We start from the raw sequence: 23,934 nt of genomic DNA, 5'->3' as shown, positions 1-23,934 counted from the left end.
TCAGTCCTCGCCTTCGGTCAGCTTGGTGTACTCCTCCGCGGACAGCAGGGCGGCGGGTTCCCCGGACAGGCGCACCTTGAACAGCCACGCGCCGTAGGGGTCGGAGTTGATGGACTCGGGCTCGCCCTCCAGGTCCGCGTTGACCTCGACGACCTCGCCGTCGACGGGGGAGTAGACGTCGCTGACGGACTTGGTGGACTCCACCTCGCCGCAGGTCTGGCCCGCGCTCACCGCGGTCCCCGTGGTGGGGGCCTCGACGTAGACGATGTCGCCGAGGGACTCGGCGGCGAACGCCGTGATGCCGACCGTGGCGACCCCGTCCTCGATCGAGACCCACTCGTGTTCGGCGGTGTAACCCAGCTCCGTGGGAACGCTCACTTCAACTCTCCTTGGAGGTTCTCTTCATTCCTGCCGCGCCGCCGGATGACGGCCGCCCGGCCCGGCCTACGCCTGATCGCGCTCCGCCCGTGCCGACCCCGGTCCGGGGTTCCGCCGTGCGAAGCGCCGAGGTCCCGTTGGTGCGGGACCCACGTCTACGCCTGCCGCTGGTAGAACGGCAGCTCGACCACGTCGACGTCCTCGCCCCGACCGCGCACGTCCACGGTGAACGCTCCGGTCGTGGTGTCGAGTTCGCCGTCCACGTAGGCCATGGCGATGGGGCGGCCCAGGGTGGGAGAGGGCGCGCCACTGGTGATGGAGCCGACGACCGCGCCGTCGCGCAGGACGTCCTGGCCTCGGCGCAGCGGACGGCGTCCGCGCGCTACGAGACCGATGAGGCGGCGGGGGCGCGCGGTGCGGGCGGCCTCCTCCAAGGCGGCCCGGCCGACGAAGTCGCCCTCCTTGTCGAACTTGACCACGCGGCCGAGCCCGGCGTCGAAGGGGGTGAGGTCGGAGGTGAGCTCCTGCCCGTACAGCGGCATGCCCGCCTCCAACCGCAGGGTGTCGCGGGCGGACAGGCCGGCGGGGACCAGGCCCTTGTCGGCGCCAGCGGCCACGAGGGCCTCCCACACCTCGACGGCGCGGTCGGCGGGCCGGACGAAGATCTCGAAGCCGTCCTCGCCGGTGTAACCGGTGCGGGCCAGCAGGGCGGGCACTCCGGCGACGGTGTGCTCGTACCCGGCGTAGTAGCGGATCGAGTCCAGGTCGGCGTCGGTGAGCGGCGCGAGGATCTCTACGGCGCGCGGGCCCTGGACGGCGATGAGCGAGTACTCGGCGGACTCGTCGGTGACCTTCACGTCGAACCCGGCGGCGCGTTCGAGGAGGGCCTCGGCGACGACGTCGGCGTTGGCGGCGTTGGCCACGACCAGGTACTCCTCCTCGCCGAGCCGGTAGACGATGAGGTCGTCCATGACGCCGCCGTCGGCGTTGGTGATCATCGTGTACCGGGCCTTGCCCGGCTTGACCTGTGACAGGTGCCCGACCAGGGCGTGGTCCAGGGCTCGGGCGGCGTCCGGGCCCGTGAGGCGGATCTCGCCCATGTGAGAGAGGTCGAAGAGGCCCGCGGCCTCGCGGACGGCCTTGTGCTCGGCGGTCTCGCTGTCATAGCGCAGGGGCATGAGCCAACCGGCGAAGTCGACGAGCGCGGCACCGGCCTTCTCGTGGATCGCGCGCAGCGCGGTCGGCCGCGGCGCGGAGGTGGGCTCTGACATGGGCACTCCCGAGAGGATGGGCGTCGTGTCGTGCATAGGCGTTGCCATCCTCCCCCTCTGTCATCTGTGCCTGAGAGCTTCACCACGTGCTCGGCGTGGCTTGCACCTTCGGCGAGGGACATGTGGGTCCCTGCTTTCCAGAGTGGTCTCGCCCGTACGGTCCACTGTGCCTGAGAGGTTGTTTCGGGGAGGGATTGCTCCTTCGGCGGCCCGAGCCGGATGCGCGGGCACTCTCCCGTACGGGGTCAGCAACACGTTCAGCCTAGCAGCGGCCGTCGCCGCCGCCCAAGGGTGGCACCTCCGGTACCGGACCGGGCGAATCCCGGGCGGAAGGGGCGGGAAGGGACTACGGTGTGCCCTGTAACGGGACGCGCACCGAGGGGGACGAGTGCTGTTCGACATGCGGAGAACGAGACGGATCGGATGCGCGTCGGTGGTCGGCGCGACGGTCGTGACGCTGCTGGGGTGCTCCGCTCCCCGGGAGGAGGACCCCCCGGACTCCGGGGAGGGGAGGGCCGCCGCCGTCGTCGGTGGCGACGTGGCCGCCTCGGAGCGGGCGGACCTGGCCGACGTGTTCGCGGCGGCCGAGGTGACGGGCACGTTCGTGCTCTATGACACACAGGAACGTCGTTCGGTGCTGGTGGAACCGGAGCGGGCGCGCGAACGCGCCGTTCCGGGGGACACCTTCGACCTGGTGATCGCGCTGACGGCGTTGCAGACGGGCGCGATCACCGACCCCGGTGAGGTGGTGGACGCCGGGGGTCCGGCCCCCCGGGACGCGGTCGACCGGGTGGGGCACGGACCGATGGCCACGTGGGTGGACCGTTTCGAGTACGGCGGTCGCGACATCGGCGGGACCGAGGACGTGGAGGCGTTCTGGTCGCGCGGCCCGCTCGGGATCTCCGCCGTGGAGCAGACGGAGTTCCTGGCCGGGCTGGCCCGGGGGGAGCTGCCGGTGGACGCGGAGCACCAGAGCGCGCTGCGCGAGGAGGTCCTCGTGGAGCGGGGCCGGGGGTACGCGCTGTACGGCCGCTCGTCCTGCGACGACGGCACCGACGCGCCGGGATGGTGGGTCGGTTGGGTGACGGGCGAGGCGGGCGTGCACACGTTCGCGTTGCGCCTGGAGGCGGACGAGGGGTTCGAACCCGACTCGTGCGAGACCCTGGGGCGCGGGCTGCTGACGGCCCTGGAGGTCCTCCCGGAGGGCGCGGGGCCCCGCTGAGCCGCGAGCGCCCCGCCCCCGGTCGAGGGGGCGGGGCGCTCGCGCGTGCCGTGGGTTCAGAGGGTCTTGCGGCGCGTGCGGACCGCTTCGGCGAGGGTGGACAGCACCTCGGTGGTGGTGTCCCAGCCCATGCACTTGTCGGTGATGGACTGCCCGTAGACGAGCGCGGTCGGGTCGCCCAGCTTCTGGGCGCCGGGGACGATGAAGCTCTCCAGCATGACCCCGATGACGCCGCGCTGGCCGTCGGCGACCTGGGCGGCGATCTCGGCGGCCACACCCGCCTGACGCACGTGGTCCTTGCCGCTGTTGGCGTGGCTGGCGTCGATCATCAGTCGGCGGGGCAGCCCCGCCTTGCCGATGACGTCGAGGGCGGAGGCCACCGAGGCGGCGTCGTGGTTGGGGCCGGTGCGGCCGCCGCGCAGGATCACGTGGCAGTCGGGGTTGCCCTCGGTGACGACCACCGAACCGGCGCCGGCCGTGTCCACACCGAAGAAGGTGTGGGAGGCGGCTGCCGCGCCCACCGCGTCCACGGCCACCTGCACGTCGCCGTCGGTGCCGTTCTTGAAGCCCACCGGGGTGCTCAGGCCGCTGCTCAGCTGGCGGTGCACCTGGCTCTCGGTGGTGCGGGCGCCGATCGCGCCCCAGGAGACGGCGTCGGCGATGTACTGCGGGGTGATGGGGTCGAGGAACTCGGTGCCCGCGGGCAGCCCCAGGGAGTTGATGTCCAGCAGGAGTTCGCGGGCCAGGCGCAGACCGCGGTGGACGTCGTAGGTGTCGTTGAGGTCGGGGTCGTTGATGAGACCCTTCCACCCGACGGTGGTGCGCGGCTTCTCGAAGTAGACGCGCATGACCACGCACAGCTCCTCGCTCAGCGAGGGGGCCAGTTCGGCCAGTCGGTGGGCGTAGTCCATGGCCGATTCCCGGTCGTGCACCGAGCAGGGGCCGACGACGACCAGCAGGCGGTCGTCCTCACCGTCCAGGACCCGTTTGACCTCGGCACGGGAACGCTCGACCAGGGAGGTGCGCTCCGGGCCCAGGGGCAGTTCCGAGAGCAGGTCCCCGGGAGCGATGAGCGGCTTGTAGTCGACCACCCGTGTGTCGTTGGTGCTGGGCATGCTGCTCCCCTTGTCCTGTGCTCTCGTGTGCGCTGCCGCCACTGTGCACACTAGCGCGACCGCGGAGGTACGGCGCGGTTACACCGGTATTTCGGACGAGGGTCACATGACGGACGGCGGTACCGCGGACAATGGAGAAAAACGCGTCTCGCGATTCGAGACGGAAATTCCCCGGCGGTGACGTGCCCGGGTCAATCGTCCGGCTCGGACAGGTCCTCCTCCCAGAACTCGTTCGGATTGCGCGAACCGTCCGCGATCGTGCCGCGTTCGGCCTCCTCCCGGCGCAGCTGCACCCGACGGATCTTGCCCGAGACGGTCTTGGGCAGATCGGCGAACTCCAGGCGGCGGACCCTCTTGTAGGGCGAGAGGCGGTCCCGGGTGTGGGCCAGGATCGCCCGGGCGGTCTCGGCGGTGGGCGCCACTCCCGGTGCCGGTGTCACGAACGCCTTGGCCACCGCCAGCCGCAACGGATCGGGGGAGGGAACGACCGCGGCCTCGGCCACGTATTCGTGTTCCACGAGGACGCTTTCGAGTTCGAATGGTGAGATGCGGTAATCCGACGCCTTGAACACATCGTCCCCGCGGCCGATATAGGTAATGTTCCCGTTCGCGTCCCGGGCGGCGAGGTCGCCGGTGTGGAAGAGGCCCCGGCGGGTCGTCTCGCGGGTCAGCTCCGGGCTGTCGGCGTACCCCTTCATCACCCCCGGCGGCGCGTTGGTCATGTCCACGCAGATCTCGCCGGTGTCGGCGGGTTTGTCGGTGGCCGGGTCGATCAGCACGACGCGGTAGCCGGGCATCTCGCAGCCCATCGAGCCGGGGATCACGGGCTGTCCGGGGGAGTTGCCGATGAGCAGGGTCGTCTCGGTCTGGCCGAACCCGTCCCGGACGGTGATCCCCCACGCCTCGCGCACCCGGTCCACCACCTCGGCGTTCAGCGGCTCCCCCGCGGCCAGGGCCTCGCGCAGGCCCACCTTCCACGACGCCAGGTCGGTCTGCACCAGCATCCGCCACACCGTCGGCGGGGCGCAGAAGGTGTCGACCCCGCGACGCACGATCTCATCGAGCAGTCGCTCGGGGGAGAAGGCGTTCTGGCGGACCGTCAACACCGTCGCCTCGGCGTTCCACGGTCCGAACACGCTGCTGTAGGCGTGCTTGCCCCACCCGGGGACGGACACGTTGAGGTGCACGTCGCCCGGTCGCAGGCCCAGCCAGTACATGGTGGACAGGTGTCCGACCGGGTAGGAGCGCTGGGTGTGCACCACGAGCTTGGGCTTGGCGGTCGTCCCCGACGTGAAGTAGATGAGCAGGGGGTCGTCCGGGCCGACCCGGGAGGGCGGGTGGAACTCCAGTCCGGCGTGTTCGGAGTCCGGGTAACCGAGCCAGCCGTCCATGTACCCCACGCAGATCCGGGTCCAGTGCCCGTGCAGGCCGATGAACTTCTCGGTGTCCACCGGCGAACAGACCACGTGTTTGATCTCGCCGCGGTCCAACCGGTCCAACAGGTCGCCCTCGGTGAGGTTGGTGGCGGTGGGCACCACCACCGCGCCGAGCTTGATCGCGGCCAGGGTGATCTCCCAGAGCTCCACCTGCGCGCCCAACATCACCAGGATGCGGTCGCCCGGGTGCACGCCCTGGCCGTACAACCAGTTGGCGACCTGCGAGGAGCGCTCCGACATGTACCGGTAGGTGTACTTCTCTTCCTCGCCCTCCTCGTCCACGATCCACAGCGCGGTGCGGTCCGGTCTGCGCTCGGCCACCTCGTCGAAGTGGTCCAGCGCCCAGTTGAACACCGCGGGTCGCGGCCAGATGAACTCCCGGTGAGCGGCCTCGCGGTCGTCCCGCAGCCGCAGGAGCAGATCGCGCGCCGCGCGGAACTCCGCGGCCCCTTCGGCCGCCGCCTCTTTGGACATCGCTTCGACCTTTCGGATCTTCGCCCGCCTCGGTCCAGGGCCGGTGTTCTGCGGTTTCTACCCGCGATGGGCACGGGTGACGCCTGGCGCCCCTGTCCCGGCCCCGCGCGGTCCTAGGATGGTGAAGCATGGAGGAACTGCGGGGCTACCACGGCATCTGGAGAATCGACGACGAGGCGATACGGATCCGCTTCGATTCCGGACGCAGGGTGCCCACGCTGTTCAAGGCGTTGGGCGGCTGCACGGTGCCGCTGGCGGCGGTGCGCGACGTCGACTTCGACAGGGGCGATCGCAAGCGCGGATGGCGGCTGCGGCTGGAGTTGGCCCGCGGCACCGACCCGTACGTGATGTTGGGCGTGTCCGCCCGCGACGAGCTCACCCCGCTGGTCCTGGCCGGCCCGCACGACCGCGAACTCGTCGCCGAGTACGTCGCCGACCGGATCAGGGCCGGTGCCCACTACGTCCGTGAGACCCTGGCGACCCCGCCCGACCGGGGCGAGATCGCCCGGGCCCTGGTGGCCCGTCCACCGTTGCAGGTGCGCACGGCCGAGGGGTCGGCCTCCTTCGACGGCGACAAGGTGCGCCTGCAATGGGACGGGTGGCTGGCCAGTTCCGCCAAGGAGAAGGAGAAGTCCCGCGAGTACCGGCTGGCGGAGATCGAGTCGGTGCTCTGGCACCCGCCGGCCGACGTCACCGAGGGGTGCATGCGCATCGTGCTGCGCGGGGTCACCCTGCCCGAGGCGACCGCGCTGGACAACGACTTCTTCACCCTCGCCTCGCACGGTTCCAAGGGCGCGGAGGAGACCTTCCTGATGGCGGCGACCTTGAACGCCCACATCGAGGGGGCCGCCCCGGCCGCCGTCGAGAGCGGCGCCGGCGACACGGGCGGCACCGAGGACATCTTCGCCAAGATCCGCGAACTGGGGCGGCTGCACGCCGAAGGGCTGCTCACCGACGAGGAGTTCTCGACCAAGAAGGCCGAACTCCTCGACCGCCTCTGAGACCTCCGGAAGAACCCGGACACCCCCCTGCCCCGCCCCGGGATCGTCCGGGGCGTACGACGACCTTCAGGAAGGGCCACGCTGTGCGCACCCTGTACCCGCCCATCGAACCGTACGACTCGGGCATGCTCGATGTCGGCGACGGACACCGCGTCTACTGGGAGCTGTGCGGCAACCCCGCGGGCAAGCCCGTGGTGTTCCTGCACGGTGGACCCGGCGGCGGCTGCGTCCCCGACCACCGTCGGCTGTTCGACCCGGAGCGGTACCGGATCCTGCTGTTCGACCAGCGCAACTGCGGGCGCTCCACTCCGCACGCCGGGCAGATGGACGCCGACCTGTCCACCAACACCACCTGGACGCTGGTGGAGGACATGGAGCGGCTGCGCGAGATGATCGGCGTGGACGCCTGGCAGGTGTTCGGCGGGTCGTGGGGGAGCTGTCTGGCCCTGGCCTACGCGCAGACCCACCCGGGCCGGGTCACCGAGCTGATCGTGCGGGGCGTCTTCACGCTGCGCGACGAGGAGCTGCGCTGGTTCTACCAGGAGGGGGCGTCGATGATGTTCCCCGACCTGTGGGAGTCCTACCTGGCGCCCATCCCGGAGGAGGAGCGCGACGACCTCATCGCCGCCTACGCCCGCCGCCTGGAGTCACCGGAGCGGGAGGTCCGGCTGGCGGCGGCCCGGGCGTGGAGCGTGTGGGAGGGTTCCACCGTGACGCTGCTGCCCAACGAGGAACTGCGCGCGCACCACGCGGACGAGGAGTACGCGCTGGCGTTCGCCCGGATCGAGAACCACTTCTTCGTCAACAAGGGGTTCTTCACGCCGGAACAGCTGATCGAGGGTGCCGAGCGCATCCGGCACATCCCCGGGGTGATCGTGCAGGGCCGCTACGACGTGTGCACCCCGGTGCGCACCGCCTACGACCTGCACCGGGCGTGGCCGGAGGCGGAGTTCCACATCGTCGACGACGCGGGGCACGCGTTCAGCGAGCCCGGCATCCTGGACCGGCTGATCGAGGCGACGGACCGGTTCGCGAAGTGACCGCGGCCCGGGCGCGCCGCCGCGGCGCTCCCGGGCCCGCGCCGGTCGAGGCCGGCCCGTGCGAGAGCGACGCCCCGCGCGCGGGGCGTCCCCCGGGAGCCGGGACGGCGGCCTCCCGTGCGGCTCGACCGCGGGTCCCCCGGTCGACGGGCAGGGGAGGGTCCGTCGACCGGGGCGCGCCGTCACCGTGAGGTGCCGGCCGCCGCCAGGGCCTCGTCCCAGGTGGTCGTCCGCTCCAGCAGTCCCCGATAACGCATGGTGCGCGGGGTGGAGCGCAGTCCGAGCACGCCGGTGAGCACGCCGCCCCGGCCGAGGAACGCCACGAATTTCCGGTCCTCCACGGAGCCGTGCACGATGGCGACCTGATCCGCCGGGGCGCCCTGCCCCAGAAGCTGGATCTTCATCTTGTACTGGTCCGACCAGAAGTAGGGCACCGGGGTGAAGGGTTCGCGCTCCTCCGGGGAGACGAGCAGGTTGTGCGCGACCGCCGCGGCCTGCTCGACGGCGTTGGTCCAGTGCTCCAGCCGGACGCGCCCGCCGTATCGGGGGTGCGGCCAGTTCGCCAGGTCGCCGACCGCGTACACGTCGGGTGCGGTGGTCGCCGAGTACACGTCGCACGCCACCGACCCGTCGGCCAGCAGTTCGACGGACGATCCCCGCAGCCACCCGGTGTTGAGGTCCACTCCGATGCCCGCCACGACGAGGGGCGTCCCGATGGCGGTCCCGTCGGTGAGCCTGACCCGTTCGACCGTGCCGTCGCCCTCGTAGGCCGCCACCCCGGAACCCAGGCGCACGTCCACGCCGTTCTCGCGGTGCAGCTCGGTCAGCACCGACCCCAGACGCGGGTCGATCACCCGGGTGAGCGGCGTCGGGGCCGCCTCCACCAGGGTCACGTCGACCCCGAGGGCGCGTGCGCTCGCCGTCACCTCGGCGCCGACGAACCCCGCCCCCACGACCACCAGCCGACCGTGGTGGGTCAGCAGGGGACGCAGTGCCTCGGCGTCGTCCAGGGTGCGCAGCACGTGCACGCCGGCCAGGTCGGTGTCGGGCCGGCGGGCCCGTGCCCCTGTGGCGATCACCAGTCCGTCGTAGGCGACGTCGCCATCGTCGAGCTTCACCGAGCGGGCGTCGGTGTCCAGCCCGATGGCCCTGGTGCCCGGACGGAAGTCCAGGTCCAGGGCGTCGATCTCCGCGTCCTCCATGAGCCGCAGCGCCCGGTTCCCGGCCAGCGGGCCCGGGGCCAGGCCCAGCCCGGTCAGCGCCTCCTTGGAGAGCGGCGGGCGGGAGTAGGGGCGGTGCGCCTCCTCCCCGAGGAGCGTGATCCGTCCCTCGAAGCCGCGCTCGCGCAGACCGGCCGCCGTGTACAGGCCCGCCGTGCCGGCACCGACGATGACGATGTTTCGCACTGTGTCTCCGTTCAGAGCGCGCGGACCTCCCCCACCACCGCTTCGCCACCGTGGACGGGGACCCGCAGCCGGTCCTCGACGGGGGTGACGTCCACGCCCAGGGTGCGCAGGGCGTCGAGTGCGACCAGGGTACGCGCCCGCTCGGCGGCGTCCCCGTCACTGATCTTCACGGCGACGGTCTCCCCGGTGGCCGCCCCCAGGACCAGCACCCCGTCGGCGCCGATCTTGGAGACCAGGCCGGGCATGCGCGTCATCAGGTCGGTGTCCACCCGGCCCGTGCCGGACACGTACTCGGGGTGGGTGCTCATGGCCGTCAGGATCGCGTGCTCGGGGGACCCCTCGGGGGCGGTGCGCATCCGCCACAGCCCTCGGGCCAGGCCGGCCAGGGAGACGGCCAGTTGGGGCGCCCCGCAGCCGTCGACGGCGGTGTGCGCGACCGGTTCGCCGCACAGGTCCTCGATGGTCTCGCGGACGAGCACCTGGAAGGGGTGTCCCGGGTCGAGGTAGTCCTCGGTGTCCCACCCCCGGACGACGCACGCGGAGAGCATCCCGGCGTGTTTGCCGGAACAGTTCATCAGCAGGCGGTCGGGTTCGCGGCCGGCCCGCACGAACTCCTGCCGGGCCGCCGAACCACCGGGGACGGCGGGTGGGCAGCGCAGCGCGTCGGGGGTGAGTCCGGCCTCCGCGAGGATGAGCCGTGCGCGTTCCTCGTGGATCGGTTCGCCGCCGTGGCTGCCGGCCGCGATGGCCAGGGACGGGCCGCTCAGCGGCGCGCCGGCGCGCAGCATCGCCAGGGCCTGGAAGGGCTTGGCGGACGAGCGGGGGAACATCGACTGGTGCACGGGTCCGCGCGCGTGGGCGATCCGCCCGTCGGCGGCCAGTCCCACGACCGCGCCGTAGTGCACGCTCTCACGCATCCCCGAACGGGTCACCTCGGCGAGGGGAACGTATTCGGGCAGGAGGGCTCGGGTCATACGGGGCTCCTCATCGTCGAAGAGTGCGTGGAGTGTCCGTGGGTGTACGGACATGCGTCAGAACGTTACCGTCAGGCTCTTTCTTCCTTTTGCCCGAGACGAGGGGTGGCCCCGTACGTCGGAGGCCGGGAGTAAGGTCGTGGCGGTGGGACCACGGGTCACGACGAAGGGAACGGGCACACGATGGGAACGCTGCGGATGGGCGCGCTGACCCGGCGCAGGGTCGGCCTCCGGGCGGCGGACCTGGAGTACGCGGTGCTCGACACGGAGACGACCGGTCTGGACCCGCGCACGGGCGCCCGCATCGTGGAGATCGCGGTGGTCCGGGTGCGCGGCGACGGCACCCTCCTGGAGGAGTTCACCACCCTGGTCGACCCCCGCGCCGACGTGACCGGCCGCGAGTTCCACGGCATCGGGGACGGCGATGTCATCGGCGCCCCGACCGCCGACGAGGTGGTACCGGAGGTGGTCCGGTTGCTCTCGGGTGCCGTGGTGGTCGGCCACAACCTCGACTTCGAGCAGCGTTTCCTCACCTCGGAACTGGTGCCCTTCGGGTTCCCCGAGAGCCTGCCGGGGCTGTGCACGCTGCGCGCCCTGCGCGCACAGGTGGACCTGGAGCGCTATTCGCTGCCCAAGGCTTCGTACACGCTGAGCGGCGTGTGGCCGACCGGTCAGCACACCGCCCTGGGTGACGCCCGCGCCTGTGCGCGACTCCTGGTGGAGATGATCGCCAACGCCCCGGGGGAACTGCGCTACCGGGGCGCGCCGCCGCTCCCGGTCGCGATCCCCGCGCCGCGCCGGGTCCCGGTGCCCGCGGGCGCCCCCGCGGAGGGGGTCCGCTGGAAGCCGCGCACAGCCGCGCCGCCCGGGGACCTGCTCAGCCCGCGCCCGTGGGCCGACATCCGTTGGCGTTCCCTGGAACTGGACCCGCTGCTGTGCGGCGGCGCCTTCGGTGCGACCGACCGGGCCATCGCGGAGATGGCGGCGCACCGGGACGCGCGCACGCGTCGCCGGGTCGCGGCGGCGGTCGCGGTCGCCGGAGGGTTGGCGGCCGGTGGCCTGCTGGCGGGGCTGAGGCACCGCCTCCGAGTGCGTCAGTAACCGGACAGGACGAGGAAGAACGCGACGATCAGCGCGCTGCCGCCCAGGGTGGTGAGCAGGGCGCGGCCCTGTTCGGTCAAGCGGGCGGAGGCCAGCCGCAAGCGTGGTGGGGCCGTCGCGGTCCGGGTGGCCGTCGGACGGCCGCCGGGTCGGTCGGGGACGTAAGAGGGCACCTTGTTGAACATCGCGATCAGCACCAGTACGGCGCCGATCGTCAGGAGTGTGAGCGACACGGAGGGGAGAACCTTCACGACTCGGGTCCGGGATCATGATTCCTACCGGATCCGGGGTGCGGTTCTCGACTCGGTATCGCCCGATGGCCACGCCGATGCCCTTTACGGGCGGACCCTTATGACCCGACGCTCACGGGTGGTCGCCGAACGTGTCGTTCCTGGGGCGCTCAAGGACGATGGTCTCCACGGTTTCGGACGCCACCCCCAGGGCGCGCAGCACGAACCGGGTGACGAGGGCGTGCGTCTCCTCCAGGTCGATATCCCCGCTGACCAGGGGGATGCGCTGGGAGCCGACCATCGACAGGGTGAGCCGGGCGACCGCCTCGGCGGGCATCGCGTCGAACTCGCCGCCGGCGATCCCCTCCTCCAGGATCTCCGTCAGCAGACTCTGCATCGGGGCCACGTGGGCGGCCAGCGCCCGGTAGGCCTGCGGGCCGAGGCTGGCGCCGAGTTCGGCGGCGGGCGGGTGCGGGTGCGCCATGATGCCCTCCAGCTGAAGGCGGACGAACGCCGAGAGCCGTCGTGCCGCGGACACGCCCGACGGGAGTTCGCGCCGGTAACTCTCCACGAAGCGGTTGTTGACCTCTTCGGTGAAGGCCAACAGCAGGGTGGGCTTGTCCGGGAAGTAGTTGTAGAGCGCGGTGCGGGTGATGCCGGCGGCGTTGGCGACGTCGGTCATGGAGACGCGATCGATCCCCTGTGACCTGATCAGCTCGTCGACGGCCTCCATGATGCGCTCCCGTGTGCGGGCACGGTGGGCGGCGATGGTGGGCGCCGTGATCTTGGGCATTCCTCTATGGTGGCACGCCGAGGGGGCCGGACCGCACCGGTCCGGCCTCGACGCCGTCCTTCCCCACGGCTTTCGCCCGGGTGAGGCCGGATGTCCGAACCCGGCCGCGGGGTCAGGCCCCGGTGACGTGCAGCCGTCCCAGGTCGGCGAACACCTCGGTGTTGAACCGGTAGGCGAGGCGGGTCTCGTCGATGAGCCGGTCGGCGGTCGCGGCGTCCGGCTCCAGGGAGTCGAGCCGCTCGCGGTAGCCGGCGCGGAACCTCGGCAGACTGCCCAGTCCGTCGAACACGTAGAAGGAGACCCCCTCCTCGGCGAGCCCGTAGGCCTTGGCCGCGGTGCGGCGGATGAACTGCCCGCCGGAGACGTCGCCCATGTACCGGGTGTAGTGGTGGGCCACGAACCCTTCGGGGCGGTCGATCATCTGCTCGATGCGGGCGACGTAGGTGCGCGTGGCGGGGGTGGGGGAGATGAGTCCGCGCCAGTCGGCGCCGAGCAGGTGCTCCAGGTCGCGGACCAGGGAGGGGACCCGCTCCAGTTCGGGGTAGTGGAACCGGCCGGCCACGGGGTCCTCGATCAGCGCCCGGCCGACCCGCTCCAGGGCGACGTAGGCGAAGTAGTGCTGGGCGACCATCGCGATGTACCCGGTCAGGGGGAGGGTGCCGGACATGAGGGCCTGCGTGAAGCCGTGGTCCTCGGCGGCCTGGTGGTCGCTCCACGTGGCGGCCTTGAGCCGCTCGGAGAACAGCTCCGAGTCGGGGGCCGTGGTGGGGGCTTCGGCCGTGACGCTCATCCGCGTTCTCCCTCTTCCTAGGTCGGTACCTTTGATGACATCATGTCATTTAGGTGAGCCTTCCTTCAAGATGGATACGACAGGTTGTCGTTAAAAAACGACCGCGGGGCGCCTGGCGTGTGTCGGGCGTCACAATGTGGTGTCCCATGCGGTGCACATGCCCCTGCACGCGCACCCTCCCATGGCCCAAGGCACCCCGGATTCCCTTGTCCGGAGCGACTTCCCGGCTCCCGATCCCTCGTCGGAAGCCCGGTTCCCCCGCCCGGCGTTGTATGTGTCTCCCCCACGCCTGCTGGTCAACAGGTCCTCGGGGCGTTTATCTTTTGGGGAGCCATGCGGTCCGAACCACCCCGGGGTGTCCGTCTCGGACCACGGGCGGCGTGACGGCGAGCAGCCGCGGACCGTCAGACCGAAGGCGATGAGTGGATACCAGGAGAACAGGGCACGATCCCACAGCGGTGATCGGTGCGGGGGCGGCGCACGCCGTTCCCGCCGATGGTGTTGCCGCCAACGGCCGCGCCACGCCGGGCGAGGCCGCCCTGAACGAACGGGTGGAGGCTGCCGTCGAATCGGTTGACGTCCTGCTGATCGAAGACGATGCGGGTGACGCCTTCCTCGCCGAGGAACTGCTCGCCGAGACGGCGCTCACCACCCGCATCACCTGGGTCTCCACCCTCAAGGACGCCCGCGAGCACCTCAAGGGCTTCCGCGGCTGCGTCCTGCTCGACCTCAACCTGCCCGACGCGCACGGCCTGGACCTGCTCCGGGAGGTCCTCCAGAGCGCCCCCGCCGCGGCCGTCGTCGTCTTCACCGGACTCGACGACGAGCACGAGGGCATCGCCGCCGTCGCCGCCGGCGCCCAGGACTACCTCGTCAAGGGCCAGGTCGACGGCTCCCTCCTCGGCCGCAGCCTGCGCTACTCCCTGGAACGCCGCCGCGCCGACGAGAACGCCCACCAGCTCCGCGAGGCCCGTCTGCGAGCCCGCGAGAACATGCGCCTCGAACGCGGCCTGCTGCCCCAGGTCCTCCTCCAGCGCTCACCGCTCAGCCATCGCGCCTACTACCGGCCCGGCCGCAAGCGCGCCATCGTCGGCGGCGACTTCTACGACGCGGTCGAGAAGGACGGCACCACCCACATCATCATCGGCGACGTCAGCGGCCACGGCCCCGACGAGGCCGCCCTCGGCGTCAGCCTGCGCATCGCCTGGCGCACCCTCATCATGGCCGGCGTCGCCGAACCCACGGTGCTGCCCAACCTGGAGGCCATCCTCGTCAGTGAGCGGGCCCAGGAGGAGATGTACGCGACGCTGTGCATGGCCAGCATGGACACCGGCGACGACCGGGTCCGGCTGCGCGTCCTCGGTCACCCGCCGCCCATGATCGTCCGGGACGCCTCCGTGAAGGAGACCCCGGTCGTCCCCCAGCCTCCCCTCGGGGTCTTCCCCGTGGAGGACACGGACGTCGACGAGGTCGTGCTCCCGCGCGGGTCCAGCCTGTTGATGTACACCGACGGCCTCGTCGACGCCTACGACGGGACCCCGCCCGCGCGCCTGGAGGTCGCGGGCCTGCGCCGGCTGGTCACCGGTGTCCTGGAACAGGGCGTGTCCCTCGCCCGCCTGCCCGAACGGGTGGTGGACGAGGCCGAACGGAGCAACGGCGGACCGCTCCAGGACGATGTGGCGATGCTCCTCATCAGCCACGACGACCACCAGGGGAACGGAGAGCGGGAGTGACTCCTGCCGGGGAGGGGGCGGCCATGGCGACCGACACCGACGGAGCCGGAACCCCTTCGGGCTCCCACGTGGCCCCGGTCCCCTCCATCGGCGGCACCCACTTCGTTAACGGGGACAAGGGCCGCCCGGCGGCCCCCCACCAGTCGTGGAGCCTGCGCCGTCGGGTGACCAGCCTGTTGACCGTGGTCGCGGTCGTCCTGGTCGTCGCGGTCTCGATCATCACCCTGGCCGCCTTCAGCGCCCGCGACTCCCTGGTGCTCCAGGTCGACTCGCTCACCCCGGCGGTCGGTTCCGTCGAACAGACCCGCGCGGCCTACCTGACCCAGGATCACGCCCTGCGCGGCTACATCCTCACCGAGGAGCGCGAGTTCCTCCAGCCCTACATCGACGCGCGGTTCAGGCTCACCGAGGAGCGGGCCGTCCTGCGCGAGCTGGCCGAGTCCAGTAGGGAGACCGACCCGCTCCTGGCGGACAACATCGACGCCCTGCTGGCGGCCGGCGACATCTGGACCGAGGAGTTCGCCGAACCCACCCTGGAGCAGGTCGGCAACGGCCAGGAGCCCTCCCAGGACGACCTGCGCCGCGGTCGGGTCCTCTACCTGGAGCTCACCCGCGCCAGCGAGGCCACCGTCCAGCAGCTGGGGACCGAGATCGACGAGGCCCGCAGCGGCCTGACCCTGGCCACCCAGCAGGTCGTCGCCCTGCTGGTGCTGGTCGGGCTGGTCGTGGTGTTCCTCTCGGTGTTCCTGTGGGTGATGCTCCAGCAGTGGGTGCTGCGTCCCCTCGACGAGCTCGCCGGGCACATGCGCCAGGTGTCGGAGGGCTACTACGCCCACCGCATCTCCCTGCACGGACCGCCCGAGATCGTCCGGCTCGGACGGGACGTGGACGCCATGCGCGAACGCATCGTCCAGGACCTGGACGAGGTCGCGTCGGCCCGGCGCAAACTCCAGGAACAGTCCGGCCTGCTGGAATACCAGGCCGAGGAGCTGCGCCGGTCCAACCTGGAACTGGAGCAGTTCGCCTACGTCGCCTCCCACGACCTCCAGGAGCCGTTGCGCAAGGTCGCCAGCTTCTGTCAGCTGCTCCAGCGCCGGTACCACGGCCAGCTCGACGAGCGAGCCGACTCCTACATCGACTTCGCGGTCGAGGGCGCCAAGCGCATGCAGACCCTCATCAACGACCTGTTGGCCTTCTCCCGGGTCGGCCGCACCAAGGACTCCTCCCCGGTGGACCTCGAACGGGCCCTCGACGACGCCCTGAGCAATCTGTCCACCCGCCTGGAGGAGACACGGGCCGAGGTCACCTGGGCCGAGCTGCCCACCGTCCGGGGCGACCGCACCCTCCTCACCCAGGTGTTCTTCAACCTGGTGGGCAACGCCGTGAAGTTCCGCGGTGAGGACGACCCGAGGGTCCACATCGGCGTCGAACGCGAGGGCGACGAGTGGATCTTCAGCTGCCAGGACAACGGAATCGGGATCGAACCGCAGTACGCCGAGCGCATCTTCGTGATCTTCCAGCGGTTGCATACGAGGGAGAAGTACACGGGAACCGGTATCGGTCTGGCGATGTGCAAGAAGATCGTCGAATTCCACGGCGGTCGCGTCTGGCTCGACACCGCACACGGATCCGAAACCACCGGTGAGGGGGAGTCCCCCCGTACCGGAACGCGCATATGCTGGTCTCTGCCCGTCGACTCCGGGCTGGAAGCGACTTCGGAACCGGGTGGGACCCGGACCGCCGAGATCGCCGACGACGGGGTCCGAGAGGTCGAGCCCGCCCCCGCGGACCCGGCACCGGCGGCCGCACGATGGTCCAGGGGTGGGGACGACCCGGAGACGGACGCTCCCGAGGGCGATGCCCCCGGGACACCCTCCGGTGCGCCCGCACCCGATGGCGGTACGGTTCCCCCCGACAACGGGGCGGAACCTGACAGGGGTTCTGAAGGTTGAGCGAGGTCATGTTGGTGCATCCGATCGAGGTGCTGCTGGTCGAGGACGACCCGGGCGACGTCCTCATGACCAAGGAGGCGTTCGAGGAACACAAGCTGGGCAACCGCCTGCACGTGGTCTCCGACGGCGTCGAGGCGCTCCGTTTCCTGCGCCGGGAGGGCGAGTACGCCGAGGCCCCACGTCCGCACCTGATCCTCCTCGACCTCAACCTGCCCCGGAAGGACGGGCGGGAGGTCCTCCAGGAGGTCAAGAACGACGAGGAACTGGCGCACATCCCCGTCGTCGTGCTCACCACCTCCGAGGCGGAGGAGGACGTGTTGCGCAGCTACCGCCTGCACGCCAACGCCTACGTTCCCAAGCCGGTCGACTTCGACCAGTTCATCAAGGTCGTTCGGCAGATAGACGACTTCTTCGTCACCGTGGTGCGGCTGCCCAAGGGCTGAACCGGAGCCGGAGCGGGATCCGACGAACGCGCGTGTTCGCGAAACGGGTGGGCGCGCCTGTTTTTCGTTACGGTAAGGGGTATGAGCTTGCCGGAACCCCGCGACCCCGCCGGCCCCTACCGCGTCGGCGTGGTGTGCCTGGGCAACATCTGTCGCTCGCCCATGGCCGCCAAGGTGCTGACGGCCGACCTGGAACGGGCCGGACTGGAGGACCTCGTCGAGGTGGACAGCTCCGGTACCGGCGACTGGCATGTGGGCGGCGCGATGGATCCACGGGCCGCCTCCACACTCCGTGTGCACGGATACCTCGTCGATCACACCGCCCGACAGTTCGATCCGTCCGATCTGGCCGGCCTCGACCTGCTCCTGGCCATGGACCTGGACAACCTCGACGACCTGCGCCGCGTCATCGACCGCCACGGGCCCGAACACGGCTTCGACCCCTCCCGGCTGCGGCTGTTCCGCTCCTTCGCCCCCGGGGCGGGGCCCAACGCCGAGGTACCCGACCCCTACTACGGCGGTGACGACGGGTTCACCGCGGTGCTCAACATGGTGGAGGCCGCCGCCAAGGGCCTGACCGGTGAACTCACCGCCCTTCTGAAGCAGCGGTAGACGGGGCCCGGTGGTGGAGGGGGGATCCGTGTGCGCCGCAGGCGGTGACGAGGGGCGACGTCGGGACCCGGTCAAGGGGACCATGGCGGAACGGCTGACCGCCCTGCTCGGTCACCGGGTGCGTCGGGCGGCCCGGGCCGAACGCAGCCACGACTGGGACATCTCCTACGCCGAGGTCGAGGACGGCACCCGCCTGTTCGTCAAGTCCCTGCCGCGCACCGCCGCGCCCAGCGCCGTGCTCACCTCCGAGGCCCGAGGGCTGACCTGGCTGGGGCGCGCCTTCGGCTCGCCCGCCCTGGAACCGGTGGCCTGGGACGACCGCATCCTGGTGCTCCCCTGGGTGGAGGAACGCGAACCCTCCCCGTCCGCCGCCGAACGCCTGGGCCGTCGGCTCGCCGGGATGCACCTGACCGGCGCCGACCACTTCGGCGCCCCGTGGCCCGGCTATGTCGGCCCGCTGCCCATGGACAACACGCCGTCCCGGAAGTGGCCGACCTTCTACGCCGAACAACGGCTGCTCCCCTACCTGCGCCGGGCCGCCGACCAGGGCGGACTGACCCCTTCCGACGTGCGGATCGTGGAGAAGGTGGTGGACCGCGTCGCCGACCTGGCCGGAGACCCCGAACCGCCCGCCCGGATCCACGGGGACCTGTGGAGCGGGAACGTGCTCTGGCGCGGTCAGGACGCGGTGCTCGTCGACCCGGCCGCCCACGGCGGGCACCGGGAGGCCGACCTGGCGATGCTCACCCTGTTCGGCCTCCCGCATCTGGAGCGGGTCCGCGACGCCTACAACGAGGTGGCGCCGCTGGCCACCGGATGGCGTTCACGGGTGGCGCTGCACCAACTGCACCCGCTCCTGGTGCACGTGTGCCTGTTCGGCGCCGCCTATCGGACCACCGTCCTGGAGGCCGCCCGCGCCGCCCTCAAGGGCTGGTCGTAGTCCCCGTTCTCCCGGCGCGCCGAGCACGGACCGGAGCGGAGCGCGGGTTCGGCCCGTCCCGGGGGACGTTCGACGGTCGCGAGGTGTCGAGCGACGCGGGCCCGCGGCCCCGTCTTCCGCCCCACCACCAGGACCCCGCCGAGGCCCCGCGGCCGGAGCCCGCGGGGCCTCGGCGGCGGTCAGCCCTTGACGCTTCCGGCGAGGAGGCCGCGGACGAAGTAGCGCTGGAGCAGGAAGAACACCGCCAGCGGCACGATCATCGATACGAACGCGCCCGCGGTCAGTCGGTGCCAGGCCTCGCCTCGGGTACCGGCGAGTTCCGCCAGGCGCACGGTGAGCGGCGCGGTGGCGGTGTCGCCGCCGGTGAAGATCAGCGCCACCAACAGGTCGTTCCACACCCACAGGAACTGGAAGATGCCCAGCGAGACCAGGGCCGGGGCGATGAGCGGCAGCACGATCCGCACGAAGATGCGGCCGTGCCCGGCGCCGTCCACCCGGGCCGCCTCGAACAGCGTCCTCGGCAGTTGCGAGATGAAGTTGTGCAGCAGGAACACGCCCAGCGGCAGGCCGAAGATCGTGTGCGCCACCCACACGTTGGTGAACGCCATCGCCCCGCTCAGCTCCCAGGCGGGCAGCACCTGGAGCCCGCCCACGGACACGCCCTGGGAGAAGAAGCGCAGCAGCGGCACCAGCGACATCTGCAACGGCACGATCTGCAACGCGAAGATGCCCAGGAACAGCCAGTCGCGCCCCCGGAAGTCGATCCAGGCCAGCGCGTAGGCCGCCAGCGCGGCCACCCCGAGCACGAACACCGTCGCGGGCAGCGTGATCACGAACGAGTTCACGAAGTGGGTGGCCAACCGCCCGTCACTGGCGGTGCCGAACAGCACGTCCCGGTAGTTGTCGAGGGTGACCTCGGGGGAGGCGAAGAACGTCCACCACCCCGTGGTGCGGATCTGGTCGGCGGGCCGGAAGGAGGAGATGAACAGTCCGGCCGTGGGCAGCGTCCACAGCACGGCGATGACGAGCGCGGCCATGCTCGCCGCCGTCCCGCTCAGCCGACGCCGCACCCGGGCGGCCGGTCCAGGCCTCCGGGCGTCGACGGGCCCGGGGTCGGGGACGACGGTGGGGGTGGAGGTCATGACAGCTCCCTCGCCTTGCGGGTACGGCGGATCTGTAGCACCACCAGTGGAACGACCAGCACGAACAGGAACACCGCCAGGGCCGACCCCTGACCGATCTGGCCCTGGGAGAACGCCTGGCTGTACATCTCGTTGGCGATCACGCTGGTGCCGTAGTTGCCGCCGGTCATCGTGCGGACGATGTCGAACACCTTCAGGGTCTGCACCGTGATGGTGATGAGCACGACCAGGACGGTCGGCCACACCGACGGCAGGGTGATGCGCCAGAACAGCTGTACCGGGCCGGCGCCGTCGATGCGGGCGGCCTCGTTGATCTCGGCGGGGATGGCCTTGATCGCCGCCGACAGCACGACCATCGCGAACCCGGCCTGCACCCAGATGAGCACCATGATCAGCAGGAACGTGTTCAGTGGCTGTTCGAGCAGCCACAACCGGGGTTCGCCGCCGAACCACACGATGATCTGGTTGAACAGGCCGTACTGTTCCTGGTCGGCGGGCCGGTAGGCGAACACGAACCGCCAGATGATGCTCGCGCCGACGAACGAGATCGCCATGGGCATGAACACCAGCGACTTGGCCACGGGCTCGAACCGGGAGCGGTCCACCAGCACCGCGTAGACCAGGCCGATCGCGGTGGACAGGACCGGCGCGAACAGCACCCACAGCAGGGTGTTGCGCAGCACCAGCAGGATCTCCGGCCGCTGGAACATCCACAGGTAGTTGGCCAGTCCGACGAACTCGTCACCGGAGCGGTCGTGGAAGGACAGGTAGGTGGTGCGCAGGGCCGGGTAGACGAGCCCGCCCACGAGGAGGATCAGGGCGGGCGCGAGGAAGAGGAACGCCTGCCACCGGTCGCGTCGGGTGCGGGGCACATCGATGACGACCAGCAGCAGACCGATGACGCCGAGGAAGGCGACGATCCCGATGAGCATCCACACGATCTTGGGAAGCTCGTTCAGGAACGAGAACTCCATGGGTGGTCCCCTTGTCGGTAACAGATGAGAAGGGAGCCGGGCGGGGCGCGCCCCGCCCGGCGGAGGGGACCTTTACGGCCAGGCGGACTCGATGGTCTCCAGGACGTCGTCCGTGGAGGAACCGGTGACCCAGTCGACCATGCCGTTCCAGAACACGTTGGTGCCGACGGAGGAGGGCATGGCGTCACTGCCGTCGAAGTGGAAGACCGTGTCGGGGGACAGCAGCACCTCGGCGGCGAACTGCGACGCCGGGTCCTCGATCACGGACGGGTCCATGTTCTGGTTGGCCGACACCCAGGCACCCTGGGAGGCGCGGCTGTTGGCGTACTCCGGGGTGGACAGGTACTCGTGGACGGCGGCGACCTCGGGTCGGTCGGCGAAGGGCACGGCGAACTCGCCGCCGCCCATGACCGGGACCTCGGCGCCCGCCTCCAGCGGCGGCAGGACGAACCCGTACACGTCGCCGTCCTCGGCGACGGTGACGCCCTCCTCGAACTGCGCGGAGTAGAACGACCCCATCAGGTACATGGCGCAGCCGCCGTCGAGCAGGGGCAGACCGGCCTCCTGGAAGGAGGTGACGGCGATGCTCTCCACGTCACCGAAGGTGCCGTTGACGTAGTCGGGGTTGCGGATGACGCCGTCGGCCAGGTCGAAGGCCTCGGCGACCTGCGGGTCGTCGAAGGGGATCTCGTGGGAGACCCACTGGTTGTAGACGTCGGTGCCCGCGGTGCGCAGCAGCGCGTTCTCGATCCAGTCGGTGCCGGGCCAGCCGGTGGCGTCGCCGGACTCGAAGCCCACGCACCACGGCTTGACGCCCGATTCGGCGATCTCGTCGCTGAGGGCGAGCATGTCGTCCCAGCTCTGCGGGATCTCGTGGCCGTTCTCGTCGAAGAAGGACGGCGAGTACCAGACCATCGACTTCATGTTGGCGCCGTAGGGTGTGCCGTACAGTTCGCCGTCGAAGGTGGCGTAGCCGCGCCAGTCCTCGCCCCAGCCCTCTTCGGCGTTGGTCTTGACGCCATCGGAGACGGGCACCGCGTAGCCGTCCGAGACGACCCGCTCCAGCAGGCCGGGCTGGGGGATGAGGGCCAGATCGGGAGCGTTCCCACCCTCCAGACGGATGGGCAGCTGGGCTTCGAACTCTCCGCTGCCCTCGTGCTGGATGTCGATGCCGGTGCAGGCCTCGAAGTCGGCCCAGGAGCGGTCCATCCGCTCCGCCTCCTCGTCACGGATGGACGAGTAGATGCTGACGGTCCCCTCGACGTCCGACCACTGCTCGAAGGGGGCGCAGTCGACGCCGGAGGCGTCGCCGCCGCCACCGCCGCCGCCTTCACCACTGAGGTAGGCGCAACCCGAGGACAGGAGCACGACGCTTCCTGCCGCGGCGGCCAGTGCCAGGTGTCGACGGTTCCCGAGGTCTGATCTCGGCATGACTCTCCCTAGTGCGATCGGGGACGGGCACCACCGGGGCTCTGTGACCCACGGCACGCTGGAACACGATCGAAGCCGCATCTCATGAAAATGTCTACAAAATTCGCAAATACTTTCGTAACGATGCTGAAACGCGCTGTTCGGAGCCCATGAGCCGACACCTCTCCCGCTGGCGACGCACCGTGTCCGAACGCTCTCGCACGGGGCGGTCCGCGCCGTAGATTGGACGACATGTCCAACGCATCGCAGGTTCCCGAGCACGACGGCCCCGAACTGCACGTCGCCCTCATCGGTTACGGCAAGGGGGGTGAGGTCTTCCACGCGCCGATCATCGAGGCGGTCCCCGGACTGTGCCTGTCCGCCGTGGTGACCGGGAACCCCGAACGCGTCCGCGCCGTACGCGAACGCCATCCGAACGCCACCGTGTACCCGACCGTCGCCGACCTGTGGGCCGACGCCGGCCGCTACGAGATCGCCGTCGTCACCACGCCCAACGACACCCACGCGCCGTTGGCCCGTGCCGCCCTGGAGGCGGGCATGTCCGTGGTGGTGGACAAGCCGTTCGCGCTCACCGCCGCCCAGGCGAGCGAGCTCACCGACCTGGCCGAGAAGCTGGGGCGGGTGCTCACCGTCTATCAGAACCGCCGCTGGGACGCCGACTTCCTCACCCTGTGGCGGTTGGTCGAGGAGGGCGCCCTGGGGCGGGTGCACCGGTTCGAGTCCCGGTTCGAGCGCTGGCGGCCCGAGCCCAAGGGGACCTGGCGCGAGAGCGGAGCGGTGGAGGCGGGTGCCGGGCTGCTCTACGACCTGGGGCCGCACCTCATCGACCAGGCGATCAACCTCTTCGGCCCCGTCGCCTCGGTCTACGCCGAGATCGACACCCTCCGCGAAGGGGTGCAGGCCGACGACGACGTCTTCCTGTCGCTGGGGCACTCTCGGGGCACCCGCTCCCACCTGTGGATGAGCGCGCTCACCGCGCAGGGCGGCCCGCGTTTCCGGGTCCTGGGGGACGTGGCGGCCTTCACCAGCCACGGGATGGACGGGCAGGAGGCCCGGCTCCTGGCCGGGGAGAGCCCCACCGCCGATGACTGGGGCGTGCTCCCCGAGGCCGAGCTGGGGCTGGTGGGCGTGGACGGGGCCACCCGCAGGGTGCCCTCCGCCCGCGGCGCCTACCCCGAGTTCTACGCGGGGGTCCGCGACGCGGTGGGGGAGGGCGAACCCCTGCCGGTGGACCCGCACGAGGTGATCCACGGGCTGGAGGTCATCGAGGCCGCCCGGCGCAGTGCCCGCACCGGGACGGTCATCACCCTTCCCGGCCGTTAGCCTCCTCTGGGTCACGGCGCCCGGACGGACCCGGTGGGGAACTCCCCGAACTCCTCCCGGGTGTCCGCGCGCACATCTCCCGCGGTCGGTCGTGTTCGGCCCCGGGCACCCCCGGGCGGGCCTATGTTGGAGGGAGGTTACCCGAGCGTTTCG

22 protein-coding genes and 1 riboswitch are annotated in these 23,934 nt (G+C 70.9%); of the genes, 10 read left to right on the top strand and 12 right to left on the bottom strand.

Features of this window, described 5'->3' with window-relative positions:
• Window positions 1-378, bottom strand: a complete 378-nt coding sequence (gcvH, locus tag RM479_RS21965; RefSeq protein ID WP_311513649.1) for a glycine cleavage system protein GcvH — start codon at window positions 376-378, stop codon at window positions 1-3.
• Window positions 379-533: 155 nt separating this feature from the next.
• Window positions 534-1,649 carry a glycine cleavage system aminomethyltransferase GcvT gene (gene gcvT / locus RM479_RS21960; protein WP_311513648.1) on the bottom strand — a complete coding sequence of 372 codons (1,116 nt, stop codon included), beginning with the start codon at window positions 1,647-1,649 and terminating at the stop codon, window positions 534-536.
• Window positions 1,650-1,796: 147 nt separating this feature from the next.
• Window positions 1,797-1,897, bottom strand: a riboswitch (glycine riboswitch).
• Between the two features lie 152 nt (window positions 1,898-2,049).
• Here gcvT and RM479_RS21955 point away from each other — a divergent pair.
• Complete coding sequence (locus RM479_RS21955; protein WP_311513647.1) at window positions 2,050-2,871, top strand: penicillin binding protein transpeptidase domain-containing protein; 822 nt, start codon at window positions 2,050-2,052, stop codon at window positions 2,869-2,871.
• A gap of 56 nt (window positions 2,872-2,927) precedes the next feature.
• Here RM479_RS21955 and RM479_RS21950 read toward each other — a convergent pair whose 3' ends face one another.
• Together RM479_RS21950 and RM479_RS21945 are read right to left on the bottom strand one after the other, a co-directional pair.
• Window positions 2,928-3,986: a 3-deoxy-7-phosphoheptulonate synthase gene (locus RM479_RS21950; RefSeq protein ID WP_311513646.1), complete on the bottom strand. Its 1,059-nt coding sequence runs from the start codon at window positions 3,984-3,986 to the stop codon at window positions 2,928-2,930.
• A 191-nt stretch (window positions 3,987-4,177) separates the two neighbouring features.
• Window positions 4,178-5,896, bottom strand: a complete 1,719-nt coding sequence (locus tag RM479_RS21945; protein ID WP_311513645.1) for an AMP-binding protein — start codon at window positions 5,894-5,896, stop codon at window positions 4,178-4,180.
• Window positions 5,897-6,024: 128 nt separating this feature from the next.
• Between RM479_RS21945 and RM479_RS21940 the strand changes: the two genes are divergently transcribed.
• The gene (locus RM479_RS21940) at window positions 6,025-6,897 is read left to right on the top strand and encodes a DUF4429 domain-containing protein (protein WP_311513644.1); all 873 of its coding nucleotides are present in this window, start codon (window positions 6,025-6,027) and stop codon (window positions 6,895-6,897) included.
• Between the two features lie 83 nt (window positions 6,898-6,980).
• The gene (pip, locus tag RM479_RS21935; RefSeq protein WP_311513643.1) at window positions 6,981-7,937 is read left to right on the top strand and encodes a prolyl aminopeptidase; all 957 of its coding nucleotides are present in this window, start codon (window positions 6,981-6,983) and stop codon (window positions 7,935-7,937) included.
• Window positions 7,938-8,119: 182 nt separating this feature from the next.
• Here the strand turns inward: pip and RM479_RS21930 are convergent, their stop codons facing one another.
• Entirely contained in the window at window positions 8,120-9,343 is a 1,224-nt protein-coding gene (locus tag RM479_RS21930; protein ID WP_311513642.1) for an NAD(P)/FAD-dependent oxidoreductase, read from the bottom strand.
• An 11-nt stretch (window positions 9,344-9,354) separates the two neighbouring features.
• On the bottom strand, window positions 9,355-10,317 hold the full coding sequence (locus tag RM479_RS21925) for an asparaginase (RefSeq protein WP_311513641.1): 963 nt from the start codon (window positions 10,315-10,317) through the stop codon (window positions 9,355-9,357).
• A 183-nt stretch (window positions 10,318-10,500) separates the two neighbouring features.
• Here RM479_RS21925 and RM479_RS21920 point away from each other — a divergent pair, with 183 nt between their 5' ends.
• On the top strand, window positions 10,501-11,418 hold the full coding sequence (locus RM479_RS21920; RefSeq protein WP_311513640.1) for a 3'-5' exonuclease: 918 nt from the start codon (window positions 10,501-10,503) through the stop codon (window positions 11,416-11,418).
• On the opposite strand, the gene RM479_RS21915 is transcribed toward RM479_RS21920, so the two are convergent.
• The 3 genes from RM479_RS21915 to RM479_RS21905 all read right to left on the bottom strand — a co-directional run bounded on the left by RM479_RS21915 (window position 11,412) and on the right by RM479_RS21905 (window position 13,231).
• Window positions 11,412-11,651 (bottom strand): hypothetical protein, encoded by a 240-nt coding sequence (locus RM479_RS21915; protein ID WP_311513639.1) that lies wholly within the window; start codon window positions 11,649-11,651, stop codon window positions 11,412-11,414. The genes RM479_RS21920 and RM479_RS21915 overlap by 7 nt on opposite strands.
• Window positions 11,652-11,781: 130 nt before the next feature.
• Window positions 11,782-12,441: a TetR/AcrR family transcriptional regulator gene (locus tag RM479_RS21910; protein ID WP_311513638.1), complete on the bottom strand. Its 660-nt coding sequence runs from the start codon at window positions 12,439-12,441 to the stop codon at window positions 11,782-11,784.
• Window positions 12,442-12,553: 112 nt separating this feature from the next.
• A complete protein-coding gene (locus RM479_RS21905) occupies window positions 12,554-13,231 on the bottom strand; it encodes a biliverdin-producing heme oxygenase (RefSeq protein WP_311513637.1) in 678 nt (225 codons plus the stop codon).
• A 422-nt stretch (window positions 13,232-13,653) separates the two neighbouring features.
• Here RM479_RS21905 and RM479_RS21900 point away from each other — a divergent pair, with 422 nt between their 5' ends.
• From RM479_RS21900 to RM479_RS21880, 5 genes are all read left to right on the top strand, one after another.
• A complete protein-coding gene (locus RM479_RS21900; RefSeq protein WP_311513636.1) occupies window positions 13,654-14,964 on the top strand; it encodes a PP2C family protein-serine/threonine phosphatase in 1,311 nt (436 codons plus the stop codon).
• Window positions 14,965-14,987: 23 nt separating this feature from the next.
• The gene (locus RM479_RS21895; RefSeq protein ID WP_311513635.1) at window positions 14,988-16,916 is read left to right on the top strand and encodes a sensor histidine kinase; all 1,929 of its coding nucleotides are present in this window, start codon (window positions 14,988-14,990) and stop codon (window positions 16,914-16,916) included.
• An 8-nt stretch (window positions 16,917-16,924) separates the two neighbouring features.
• On the top strand, window positions 16,925-17,359 hold the full coding sequence (locus RM479_RS21890; protein ID WP_274807400.1) for a response regulator: 435 nt from the start codon (window positions 16,925-16,927) through the stop codon (window positions 17,357-17,359).
• Window positions 17,360-17,440: 81 nt separating this feature from the next.
• Window positions 17,441-17,971, top strand: a complete 531-nt coding sequence (locus RM479_RS21885; protein ID WP_311513634.1) for a low molecular weight protein-tyrosine-phosphatase — start codon at window positions 17,441-17,443, stop codon at window positions 17,969-17,971.
• Window positions 17,972-17,984: 13 nt separating this feature from the next.
• Window positions 17,985-18,911 (top strand): fructosamine kinase family protein, encoded by a 927-nt coding sequence (locus RM479_RS21880; RefSeq protein WP_311513690.1) that lies wholly within the window; start codon window positions 17,985-17,987, stop codon window positions 18,909-18,911.
• A 179-nt stretch (window positions 18,912-19,090) separates the two neighbouring features.
• On the opposite strand, the gene RM479_RS21875 is transcribed toward RM479_RS21880, so the two are convergent.
• The 3 genes from RM479_RS21875 to RM479_RS21865 form a co-directional block, all read right to left on the bottom strand.
• The gene (locus tag RM479_RS21875; protein WP_311513633.1) at window positions 19,091-20,053 is read right to left on the bottom strand and encodes a carbohydrate ABC transporter permease; all 963 of its coding nucleotides are present in this window, start codon (window positions 20,051-20,053) and stop codon (window positions 19,091-19,093) included.
• Window positions 20,050-21,027, bottom strand: coding sequence for a carbohydrate ABC transporter permease (locus RM479_RS21870; RefSeq protein ID WP_311513632.1), 978 nt, complete (start codon window positions 21,025-21,027; stop codon window positions 20,050-20,052). The genes RM479_RS21875 and RM479_RS21870 overlap by 4 nt, the downstream gene beginning before the upstream one ends.
• A 72-nt stretch (window positions 21,028-21,099) precedes the next feature.
• The gene (locus RM479_RS21865; protein ID WP_311513631.1) at window positions 21,100-22,458 is read right to left on the bottom strand and encodes an ABC transporter substrate-binding protein; all 1,359 of its coding nucleotides are present in this window, start codon (window positions 22,456-22,458) and stop codon (window positions 21,100-21,102) included.
• Between the two features lie 231 nt (window positions 22,459-22,689).
• Here RM479_RS21865 and RM479_RS21860 point away from each other — a divergent pair, with 231 nt between their 5' ends.
• Complete coding sequence (locus RM479_RS21860; RefSeq protein ID WP_311513630.1) at window positions 22,690-23,781, top strand: Gfo/Idh/MocA family protein; 1,092 nt, start codon at window positions 22,690-22,692, stop codon at window positions 23,779-23,781.
• Window positions 23,782-23,934 lie beyond the last annotated feature (153 nt).

It is taken from the genome of Nocardiopsis lambiniae (genome assembly GCF_031845465.1).
Taxonomy (GTDB): Bacteria; Actinomycetota; Actinomycetes; order Streptosporangiales; family Streptosporangiaceae; genus Nocardiopsis; species Nocardiopsis lambiniae.
Note: the sequence above shows the minus strand (reverse complement) of the source record. Positions and strands in the feature narration are given on the sequence as shown.